The sequence below is a fragment of the Oleiphilus sp. HI0117 genome (assembly GCF_001635235.1).
Map to the genome: position 1 here is coordinate 1 of NZ_LWGA01001252.1, position 8773 is coordinate 8773.

General features: G+C 45.0%; 9 protein-coding genes. 1 reads left to right on the plus strand and 8 read right to left on the minus strand.

Annotated elements, in window-relative coordinates; all coding sequences use genetic code 11:
* Positions 1–277 precede the first annotated feature (277 nt).
* Positions 278–946: a glutathione S-transferase gene (locus tag A3757_RS21810; protein ID WP_068512847.1), complete on the plus strand. Its 669-nt coding sequence runs from the start codon at positions 278–280 to the stop codon at positions 944–946.
* A 2-nt stretch (positions 947–948) separates the two neighbouring features.
* Here the strand turns inward: A3757_RS21810 and A3757_RS21815 are convergent, their stop codons facing one another.
* From A3757_RS21815 to A3757_RS21850, 8 genes are all read right to left on the minus strand, one after another.
* Complete coding sequence (locus A3757_RS21815) at positions 949–1545, minus strand: hypothetical protein (protein WP_068554066.1); 597 nt, start codon at positions 1543–1545, stop codon at positions 949–951.
* A 64-nt stretch (positions 1546–1609) separates the two neighbouring features.
* The gene (locus A3757_RS21820) at positions 1610–3328 is read right to left on the minus strand and encodes a GGDEF domain-containing protein (RefSeq protein WP_068512853.1); all 1719 of its coding nucleotides are present in this window, start codon (positions 3326–3328) and stop codon (positions 1610–1612) included.
* A gap of 71 nt (positions 3329–3399) precedes the next feature.
* Positions 3400–4296, minus strand: a complete 897-nt coding sequence (xerC, locus tag A3757_RS21825) for a tyrosine recombinase XerC (protein ID WP_068512856.1) — start codon at positions 4294–4296, stop codon at positions 3400–3402.
* Between the two features lie 61 nt (positions 4297–4357).
* Complete coding sequence (locus A3757_RS21830; protein ID WP_082870321.1) at positions 4358–5107, minus strand: DUF484 family protein; 750 nt, start codon at positions 5105–5107, stop codon at positions 4358–4360.
* A gap of 153 nt (positions 5108–5260) precedes the next feature.
* Complete coding sequence (gene dapF / locus A3757_RS21835) at positions 5261–6091, minus strand: diaminopimelate epimerase (protein WP_068512859.1); 831 nt, start codon at positions 6089–6091, stop codon at positions 5261–5263.
* A gap of 39 nt (positions 6092–6130) precedes the next feature.
* Complete coding sequence (gene lysA, locus A3757_RS21840; protein ID WP_068512862.1) at positions 6131–7384, minus strand: diaminopimelate decarboxylase; 1254 nt, start codon at positions 7382–7384, stop codon at positions 6131–6133.
* Between the two features lie 76 nt (positions 7385–7460).
* The gene (locus A3757_RS21845; RefSeq protein ID WP_068512865.1) at positions 7461–7646 is read right to left on the minus strand and encodes a lipoprotein; all 186 of its coding nucleotides are present in this window, start codon (positions 7644–7646) and stop codon (positions 7461–7463) included.
* Positions 7647–7781: 135 nt separating this feature from the next.
* A partial coding sequence (locus A3757_RS21850; RefSeq protein WP_156506491.1) for a class I adenylate cyclase occupies positions 7782–8773 on the minus strand: 992 nt, incomplete at its 5' end.

Consider the following 8773-nt stretch of genomic DNA (forward strand, 5'->3'; position numbering starts at 1 on the left):
TACTGGCTTCTTGTTCTATGATGAAATTCACCCAACTACGCAAGCTCACCAAGCTGCAGGTATTGAAATCGTTCAAACTCTATTGGCTCAATAAAACAAATTTGAGCCTCCCTACCAGACACACCCAAAACGATAACTAATAAAGCAGTACTAACTCTAAGAGGGCCTCGGCCCTCTTTTTTTATTCCAGTCGATAACACCTGTACAACTTAGAACTTCAATTGCTTTTAGTTAAAGCAAATGGAATCATGCCTGTTTTCAAAACACGGTTGCGCCCATGCCTTCGACAATTCTATACACCTTCAGACGCTGCCCTTATGCCATGAGAGCACGGTTGGCCCTGACTCTTAGCCAGGAAAAGATTCAGATAAGGGAAATTGTCTTACGAAATAAGCCAGCGACAATGCTGCATTATTCTCCGAAAGGTACCGTTCCGGTGCTCATCCTTCATCATTCAGAATCCGAGGCCCCGCAAGTGATTGATGAAAGCCTGGATATCATGAAGTGGGCTTTCAAACGATACGATCCAGACAACTTTTTAGATGCTTCCAAACTTAACGAGATGCTCGACCTTATTTCAATCAATGACGGTGAATTCAAAGATAAGCTTGATCGATACAAATATGCAGACCGCCACCCAGAACAAAGTGAGCAGGAATATCGCAAGCAAGGCGAAGGTTTTTTAGAGCTTTTGGACAAGCGCTTACAAAACCAAACTTTTCTTTTTGGCGAGCAGGCCTGCCTGGCAGATCTCGCCATCTTTCCCTTTATACGACAATTTGCACATGTAGACCTAGAATGGTTTGATGCGAGCCCTTACGACTATCTCAAGCGCTGGTTGTCAGACTACAAAGAGTCTGACATATTTTTGAGTATTATGAAGAAGTATCCGGCTTGGAAGGAAGGTGACGAAATCACTTGGCTACCTTTGCCAAGTGACAGTTAAGGTTACTTTAAACTTAAATGAGAAGTATCCGGAATCACCGGTGGAAGCTCTTCTTTCTTTTCAGCAATATCACTGCCAACAGGCGCAATCGTCACATTATCCAGCTCATGGAATTCTGCCATGACCTCTTCATGTACTTCTGATAAGCGCTCGCCCACCTCGCCAACTTGAAAGTGCGTATCTGATAGTATCTCGTCTACTTTTTCCCCTGCCAAATTAAGGCCGGTTTTGCTGGCAACATTCTGCAAATCGGTCTTTGAAGCACTGGCCGTTAAGGGAGCCTTAGCCGTTGGCGTTGGCGTTGGCGTTGGCGTTGGCGCAGCCTGAGGAGCTGGCGCACTAAAGTCTACTTTGACACCCGGACTGCCCATCGCCTCAACTTGGCAATCAGCGCCACGCTTACTCATCGCAATGATATATTTCTTTGCCGTTTCCTGGTCGAGCTTATTACGTATCACCACCCGCTTGCCAGTAAACATGCGCTCTACTTGGTCTACGCTTGTTTTAAATAGCTGCGCAACGTGTTGCTTGGTCTCTTGCTCCGAAAAGCCTTCAACCAGTTTGCCGTAAAATACAATTTCGTACTGCTGCTCACTCATACCGTTTTGCTCTTTGCTAATTTCTTTCCCTAACAATAAGTCTAGGTCAAGACCCGAAATTTACCTAGTCAGAAGATGCTTCACTCCGCACTTCTGCCCTGTTTCGGCCATTTTCTTTTGCTTGATACAGTGCAGAGTCTGCTCGTTCAAATAACTGCCCCTGATCCAGGCCTTCTTCAAAGACACTTAAGCCAAAAGACATGGTAATTTGAATCTTTTCATCGCGAAAATGAAAAGGTAAGCGACCGATCATTTCCCTTACTTTTTCAATTACCTGCTTTGCAGTTTGCAAATCTGTTTCTGGCAAAATAATCACAAACTCTTCGCCACCATAGCGCGCAACAAAGTCGGTCTTGCGTATTCTATTTTGAATTTCCTTGGCAATAATCTGTAGAACTTTATCGCCCGATAGGTGACCATAGTTGTCATTAATACTTTTGAAGAAATCGATATCCGCCACCACCAGTGTAGCCGGCTTTTTATAACGTTTGTAACGTTCAAGCTCCAGCTCAAAACGTTCGTCATAAGCCTCTCGATTAGGCAACGACGTTAAAGAATCTTTTAATGCTTTATCTCGCTCTTCCTTCAAGCGTTTACGAATATAACGAGTCTCTTCTTCCATCGCTTTGATGCGCTCTTTTAGGACCTCGACCTCTTCTTCTTTTGCTTGCTGGTGTTCAACTGCATCACCAGCATGCTGATCTACAGCACTGGATATGCTGTCCAAGTGCTCCGAAATAGATCGTTTCAAATCATCTATATCGACAGCTTTTCCCACACGCTGAGTCATTTCATCGACTTGATCACGCATATGTTGATCAAATTTTTCGTTTTTATCTTGCCAGGTGTCATCAATACTCTGACTCTCTACCAAAAAGTCCTGAACTTTACTCAAGCGCTCATCGAGCACCTTCAGAAAGTTACTAAACTCGCGCTGCCCTTTACCCACAACCGAAAGGATCAAGTTAGACAAATCATCCAAAGTAGGGCCAAGTTCATACCAAACCAGCTCTTTTTCAATTTGACCACGCAGTTTCGCTACTTCTCTGGTCGCACTGCTTGGAAACGCTAATTGGTCCAGTAGATTACTCAAAGTGTTGCGAATATGCCGCGCAACAGAAGAAAAGCCAGGAGCAAGCTCTTCTGCTGCATTGCTGGCATCGTCCGTTTCTAGCTCCAAGTCCTCTTCGCTGAGGGAGCTATCTTCGCCCGAAGCCGTATCAGCGCTTGCATTTTCATCACTTCCGCCACCCAAGAGACGACTTAAGAAACCGGCCTCTTTTTTGTCTGGGTCAACAATTACCGACAAGACTTCAGACTGGAGTTTTGCATACTCAGACAGGATAGCTGGGTATTCTTGAATATTTGACGAACGCTTGGCGATAGACTTTAAGAGCTTCTTTAGCCCACTTTTCTGCTTTCGAGGAAGCTTGAGAGTCAATAGCTGATCGATAATACTCTCTAAAGCACTCGCTACTTTTCTCAGGTTTTGCTGTTTGCTCTCGTCCGCCGCAAGAATCAATTTATCAATACGCTTAAGGCGCTTTTCGAGATCATTCTTTTCAGGTGTTGCACTGCGCACCGCACTGCGCAAGCTAGCCAACTCGCCATCTAATTCATCAGAAGTGTGCTCTGCCGCCAAGCTAACACGCACCAGAATTCGCTGCATCAGTGAGGCGTAATCTTGAATGAGCTTTTTCTGGCCGTCAAAAGACTCACCTTGCTCAAAATACTTATCTTTCCAGCGTTCTAGCTCTTTTTTTAAATCCGACTGGTTACTCATGAGTTCTCCAGCTTTTTGAACCGATTCAAATGTTATTATTTACTTAGTAAAACAAACAAAAATGATAATGCTTATTTTGTATTTCGTTTTCTGGCTCTAGGGTGAGATGCATCATACACCTCAGCTAAATGTTTAAAGTCTAGATGAGTATAGACCTGTGTGGTGGAAATATCGGCATGGCCTAATAATTCTTGTACGGCGCGAAGGTTTTGACTCGACTCCAACATGTGGCTTGCAAAAGAATGTCGCAGCATATGCGGGCTGACATCATTAATAATACCTTTCTCGATTGCCATTTTTTTCAAGCGAACCTGAACATTACGTACACTTATCCGCTTTCCTTGCTGGCTAATGAAAAGTGCGACCGCCTCTTCTCCCAAGCAATCGCCACGAAAGGCTAACCACTCTTTTAGCGCTTCAATGGCCTTGCTTCCTAATGGCAAGTGCCTTTCTTTGCCACCTTTACCCAGCACATCAACAAAACCTTCATCAAGATTTATGGAATTTACATTCAAATTTACTAATTCAGAAAGGCGTAGACCTGAAGAATAGAAAACCTCGAACATGGCGTGATCACGAATCACATGCCAATCGCCACTATCGTTATCTAATAGATGGTTAATTTGATCAACATTCAAGACTTTAGGCAGTTTTTTGCTCCCTTTTGGAACCGGAACATCCAGACACGGATTGTGTTCTAGCAAAGCATGTTTAATCTGGTAATTGTAAAAACTACGTAGTGACGACAGTGCTCTTTGAATACTCTTGCTAGAAAGCTGCTTACGGTGCAGGTAAGAAACGTATAAGCGGACATGAGCGTGACTGAGCTCACTCCAAGCGTGAATACCCTGTTCAGAGCACCAAGTATGAATACGCTCCAAGTCACGCCTGTAATTGGTGTAAGTGTGATGGGAGAGCCTCCTAACGACCAGTAAATTATCGAGAAACTCTTCTAGTAACTTTTCCATCACTGCCTCGAATTCTCTACCGGATCATTAAACCATTTATGGCGACTCGCTTCGAAAATATCTATTCCAAGAGCGAAGGAACTGAGTCCTCTACCTGCTGTCGCTTAGCAGCCAACAACAGATTCGGCAGAATACGGCTGATAAAATCGCTGATATAAGAAAGGAATAAAGAGCCCATTGAGCTATCAAAGTGCTTAGCATCGCGACTGCCCAAACAGAACAAGCCCAAAAGCTCACCATTTCGTAAAGGAATCACTGCCGCTGAACCGACTTCTTCGGGGTTCGGGAACAAGCATGCACGCTCTTCGTCTCGGAACTGCCCGCAAACTGCTCGTGTATGATCGAGAATACCGCCTAGCTGCCCCCGAGCCTCATCGATCGAAATGACTTTCACTTCGCTAACAGGGTAGTCACTTGGCTTACCAAACAATAAAATGCTGCTGAAGTCGATATTCGCATCATTTTTGAATGCCTCATTTACGACCATTTCAATCTCATCAAGGCTCTTCACCTCTAACAAGTTTAATAACAGGCGTTTGGTCTTCTCAAAATGAGCATCATTCTCATGCGCAATGGAGATCAGTTCATTAAGCTTGTTTTTCAGCTCATCACGGTGCTCTCTAAATACTTGCACCTGACGCTCCCCTAAAGATATCGCAGCGCCGCTCGCATGAGGTATTTTTAGCTCATTCAACAAGTAATCATGTTGAACAAAGAATTCAGGGTGAGTCTTCAAATACTCAATAACGTCAGTTTCTTGAATACTCGCAGCTTGCGGGCTTACTTCAGCGTTTACTTCTTTATTGCTCATACTATCTTCACTAATACGGTTCACTATGTCTGGGGGAGTCCATTCAAAACTTATATTTATTTATCTGAAATCTATCAGTATTACGATGTGGGCTAAGAGATCACGAATCTAGTTCAAGCCTCACTAAACGCCTATCGCTAACTAAGTGTAGCGCTAAATTCGAATTTTTCCTTCGAAAACAGTCATAGCGGGGCCTTCCATCATTAACGGTGAGCCGACGCCCTGCCACTCAATTTTTAGATTACCGCCAGGCAAGCGAACCTCAACTGGCGATTCCAGCACACCTCGGCTTATTCCAGCGGCAACAGCCGCACACGCACCGGTACCACAGGCCAAGGTTTCACCCACACCTCGCTCGTAAACGCGTAGTTGGATAAAGCGCTTATGTACTATTTCCATAAAACCAACATTCACACGCTCTGGAAAGCGTTCATGCGCTTCAATCAATGGTCCTAAATGCGCAACCTGCTGATCACTCAATTCAGGCACCTGCAAAACAGCATGAGGGTTGCCCATAGACACCGCAGAAATCTGCAAGGGTTCACCATCGACATCGATGCTGTAACTATCTGCTGGAGCATCCGCTGTAAATGGAATACTTTCTGGGTCGAATACTGGTTCGCCCATGTCTACAAGGACGCGACCATCATCATTGACCTTTAACTCAATATCGCCTTTTTTTGTTTCGACCCGAATACTATCTTTGTTGCTTAGCTTCTTCTCGCGCACGAAGACTGCGAAACACCTGGCACCGTTACCACACTGCTCAACTTCTGAACCATCGGCATTAAAAATTCGATAGCGAAAATCAACATCAGGCTTGCCAGGTGGTTCGACCAACAAAAGCTGGTCAAAGCCCACACCTAAATTACGATCAGCCATTCGGCGAATTTGTTCAGGACGAAGGTGAACATGATGGCTGATCATATCAACCACCATAAAGTCATTACCCAAACCATGCATTTTGGTAAAGTTCACCACCATATTGTTTTCTCCCGATACCTAAAATACTCTAAATGCCCACTAAGGCATCAAATTCTCAAGCGCTAGTTGATCATCAATTGTTTCACGCTTACGCGCTAATACGACTTGCTCACCATCTACAACCAGCTCTGCCACACGACCTCTGGAGTTGTAGTTCGAGCTCATTGCAAAGCCATAAGCACCTGATGACATTACCGCGAGCAAGTCGCCCGCCTTAATAGCCAAATCACGATCTTTACCCAAGAAGTCGCCCGTCTCACAAATCGGCCCTACCAAATCATAGTGATGACGCTCACAATCAGAACCCGGCTCTTTTTCTACCCGAATAATATTCTGCCATGCGCTGTATAAAGACGGGCGTAGCAGGTCATTCATCGCCGCATCGATAATCGCAAAGTGCTTATCTTCGTTGTGCTTCAGAAATTCGACCCGTGTTAATAAAACACCTGCATTCGCAGCAATGGAACGTCCTGGCTCCAAAATAACCTTTAGACCTCGATCCCCGATTTTTTCTAACAAAGCGCTGATATAGTCAGCCACTTCAGGTGGCTGCTCGTCATCATAAGTAACGCCTAAACCACCACCCAGGTCAAGGTGCTCGATCACGACCCCTTGTTCTGCAAGCTGATCAACCAAAAGCAAAACTCGCTCTAATGCATCAAGAAATGGTTCCGTTTCAGTTAGCTGGGAGCCGATATGGCAATCAACGCCTATCACCTTTACGCCAGCCAGCTTGGAAGCAGCCTGGTAAATCGCTGGGGCCTGCTCAATGGCAACACCAAACTTATTATCTTTTAAGCCGGTCGAAATATAGGGATGAGTGCCCGCATCAACATCAGGGTTCACGCGTAATGAAATCGGTGCGACTTTGCCCATCTCCAAAGCAACATCATTTAAACGATAGAGCTCTGCCTCGGACTCAATATTGAAGCAATGAACACCCACCTCAAGCGCGCGTTGCATCTCATGTGCTTGTTTGCCGACACCTGAAAAGACCACCTGATCTGCACTACCACCAGCACGCAGCACTCTTTCTAGTTCTCCGACCGAGACAATATCAAAACCGGCACCCTGCTTGGCAAGAATATTCAGTACAGCCAGATTAGAGTTTGCCTTGACTGCATAGCAAACTAAGTTCGCATGCCCTGCAAAGGCTTTTTTATAAGCCTGATAATGCGCCTCAAATGCTGCACGTGAATAAACATAACACGGGGTGCCATACTGTTCAGCGATCTGGCTTAGTGACGAATTTTCTGCATACAACTCGCCATTCTGGTACGAAAAATAACTCATGATTTATAACACTTTTTAATCGCCTGAACCGCTTCAGGCTTGGATAGAATTTGCCAATCACCCAGGATTGCTAAGCTTAGTTCTCAAACTGCTCTTCTGGGGCTCTCGTATCTCGTTTCTTTTTTTCTGCCTTATCGGAAGCAGGACTTTCCACCACTTCCGACTGATTGTGCACAGGCAAATAGAGATCACCCTTTTGGCCACAGCCTTGCACCAGTACCACACATGACATGATAAAAAGAGGCGTAAGTTTTAATCTCATACGTTTACTCACACCTCGAAATAAAGGCCGAAAAAGAATAATTTCCGAAAGGCTCATGGGAAGATACGCGTCAGCTGCCAAAAGGCAGGAATTATAACGAGTTGAAGGGCAATTGACTATTTTTAAGTACAAACCCTAACGAGAAGACTGTTTTTGTATGGCTCGATGCAGAGCCTTGTCAGCCTTTGCAAACCAGCGCAATACTTCCAGGGTTTTCGCCGAATCACTGGATGCTACGCTAAATTGAGATGAGTGATTGCTAAGCAAGACCTCCGACACCATAAGCGGCAGTCGGTCAGATACCTGCTGCTTATTAGCATAATGGATAAGCGCTTCATATTGCTGCTCTCCATGCGCGGCATTACTAAACTCCATACCCTGAAAGCTCAAGTCGCAGTTCGACTGGTAGCCTTCACTGCTAACATGAACCTGTACCTCACTCACTGCACAGTGTGGAATATCTTTCAGCGCCCGTATACGATAACCACCGTCTTTCGCCTTGGTGATTTTATTAAAGCTCACCGTAGGCATTTCACCTCCCAGGCTCATATCTGAGAGCTGCCTTGTTTCCAACATCCGAACCAGGCACTCATTCAATGCAGAAAGTAGTAGCATCTCGTCACGCCCCGTTAAAACCAGGCGCAACAGGCTACCCTGCTCGTCCAATATAATTAACTGATAGGTATCGTGATGCAAAAAGAAAAAAACCTGAATATTACCAGGCATATTGTAGGGTAAAACTGCTGCAACCAGGGTCTCTCCTGGCTGAGCGTATTCATCAAAAATAATTGGGCTATAGTGACGCTGCCCCTGCTTTAAGGCTTTGTAGAGCTCCACCTCATTTGCATAGGAAAAATACCTGAACTGCTCATCAACATACTGAACCACATAGTGACGCCCGCCCATATCGAGAACATAGCGAACAGAGCGGACACGTCCATCTGGAAAAAAAGCTTTCTTGATCGAGGTAAAGACACCTTCAACACGCGAAGCAATAATACTCGCTCGCTGAGGGCAGAAACAAAATACACGTAATTCACACTCGAAGTCACTTTGCTGTGCCAAACAAATCTGCAAATAAGACTGCAGGGTTTGCATCAGGGTATCACCCACTTCAAAACGGTGCG

Excerpts from the sequence above, each read along its gene's own strand:
- A3757_RS21810 (WP_068512847.1), top strand. The coding sequence starts at position 278 with ATGCCTTCGACAATTCTATACACCTTCAGACGCTGCCCTTATGCCATG.
- A3757_RS21815 (WP_068554066.1), bottom strand. The coding sequence starts at position 1,545 with ATGAGTGAGCAGCAGTACGAAATTGTATTTTACGGCAAACTGGTTGAA.
- A3757_RS21820 (WP_068512853.1), bottom strand. The coding sequence starts at position 3,328 with ATGAGTAACCAGTCGGATTTAAAAAAAGAGCTAGAACGCTGGAAAGAT.
- xerC (WP_068512856.1), bottom strand. The coding sequence starts at position 4,296 with ATGGAAAAGTTACTAGAAGAGTTTCTCGATAATTTACTGGTCGTTAGG.
- A3757_RS21830 (WP_082870321.1), bottom strand. The coding sequence starts at position 5,107 with ATGAGCAATAAAGAAGTAAACGCTGAAGTAAGCCCGCAAGCTGCGAGT.
- dapF (WP_068512859.1), bottom strand. The coding sequence starts at position 6,091 with ATGGTGGTGAACTTTACCAAAATGCATGGTTTGGGTAATGACTTTATG.
- lysA (WP_068512862.1), bottom strand. The coding sequence starts at position 7,384 with ATGAGTTATTTTTCGTACCAGAATGGCGAGTTGTATGCAGAAAATTCG.
- A3757_RS21845 (WP_068512865.1), bottom strand. The coding sequence starts at position 7,646 with ATGAGATTAAAACTTACGCCTCTTTTTATCATGTCATGTGTGGTACTG.